Origin of the sequence: Streptomyces sp. H27-C3 (genome assembly GCF_030063415.1) — a bacterium.
In the GTDB taxonomy this organism is placed as follows: domain Bacteria; phylum Actinomycetota; class Actinomycetes; order Streptomycetales; family Streptomycetaceae; genus Streptomyces.
The window spans coordinates 1-1657 of the sequence record NZ_JASITA010000106.1; the positions used below are offsets into that span (position 1 = coordinate 1).

Sequence of the window (1657 nt, forward strand, 5' to 3'; positions counted from 1 at the left end):
AGCCTCGATCCACCGTGTGAATTCTGATCGGGTTTCCGGCTGGGCTTCTCGTGATCTTTCCGGGTGCGGGCAGCACGTTGTGCCGGGTGGCCGTCCGGGGCGGGGTCTCCGAGGTCTTCCAGGTCGTGTGCGGACGGGGTGGTGCTGGTCAGGTCTGCATGCGCTGGCCGGTGGCGGTCCACAGGTCGGTGAAGTCGTGGTCCCAGCGCCATCGTTGGGGAAGATGCAGCACCACGCGTCGTCCCGGGCGGGCGATGCGGGCCGGGACGTTGATGAGGTGGCGGCGGATGGTGCCGGTTCGGGCCCGTGCGTGGAAGGTGGAGGCGAGGTGTCCGGCGGCGCGGGTGAGGTTGTAGGCGGATGCGGCCAGGGTGAGCCAGGCGGCGTTCGCGGTGAACTTTCCCGAGGGCAGATGGGCGAGGGCGGAGTCCTCCAGGTCGGCGAAGACCTGTTCGACCGCGGCGTGATCGCGGTGCATGGGCTCGGCGTCGGTGAGGACGAAGCGGCTGTCGGTGAAGATCACGTGGTGGCGCCAGACGGCGAACAGCTCGCTCTGCCCCTCGGGCACCGTCTTCGGATTCAGCCGCTTGACCCGGCGGACGATGAGCCGGGCGCTGGTGTGGAACGCCTTCTTCTTGCTGGTGAACGCGGTGAAGCCGATCTCGGCTATCTCGGCGTCGGAGATCCAGCGTTGGTCCTCGTCGTCCCAGATCGCGTCGGTGTATTTGATCGGGGTCCAGGCGGTGGCCGGAACTGTCTCGATGGCCGCGCGGATCGTCTTGGTGACCGCGACGGCCAGCGAGAAGCGGGCGCCGGCCTGTCGGCAGGTGGCGACGACCTTGTGGGAGAAGTACGCGGAGTCCGCGCGGACGACGATCTGCGCGGTGATACCCATCGCCCGCACCGTCGCCAGGGCCTCGCGCAGCAGACTGGCGGCGCCCTTGCCGGAGCCTGCCGAGCCTTTGCGCAGGCGGGTGGCGACGATGACCGGCGCGCAGGTCGCGGTTTTGACGGTGACGATCTGGAAGTGGAGACCGCGGACCTTCGTGTAGCCGAAGGAGGCGCCCTGCTTGGCCGGGCCGTAGACCTGCTTGACCTTGGAGTCGATATCCACGAACACCACTTCGTCACCCTTCGGGAGGAAGCCCGTATGCGCGGCCAGGTTGCAGGTGAACGCGCGGGTCGCAGACTCCAGTTGACGGACATGGCCCCAGGTGAAGGCCCGCAGAAACGTGCCCAGCGTGGACGGTGCCCGCACTCCGCCGAACAGTTTCGGCAGTCCTCCGTGGCGCAGCACGTCCAGGTCGTCGATGGAGTCGGCACCAGCGACCATGCCGCCCACGATGCTCATCGCCTTCGCGTCGGCGGCCGTGCCTGCACCGTTCTTCGCACCGGCCAGGCGGATCTTCTCGGCGACCAGGGCCGGCAGACCGCACCGCTCGGCCAGCCGGATCACCGGGACCAGCCCGGCATGCGCGATCAGATTCGGCTCGTCGAACGCGGCGAAGGTCACTGCCGGACTGTGGGACGATTTCACTTACCAGGTGCCCTCTTGCTCGGGTCTGATGGAAGCGTAAGAACTCCCATCATCCCAGGCCAGCGGGCACCTCTTCTGATTTCTCCATCCACAGCCCGACCACTACGCGGTGGATCGAGG

The 1657-nt window shown here is 67.7% G+C and carries 1 protein-coding gene; it reads right to left on the reverse strand.

Annotated features, from left to right (window positions below):
- Positions 1–148: 148 nt before the first annotated feature.
- Positions 149–1537 (reverse strand): IS1380 family transposase, encoded by a 1389-nt coding sequence (locus QMK30_RS38235; RefSeq protein ID WP_283522934.1) that lies wholly within the window; start codon positions 1535–1537, stop codon positions 149–151.
- Between the last annotated feature and the right edge of the window lie 120 nt (positions 1538–1657).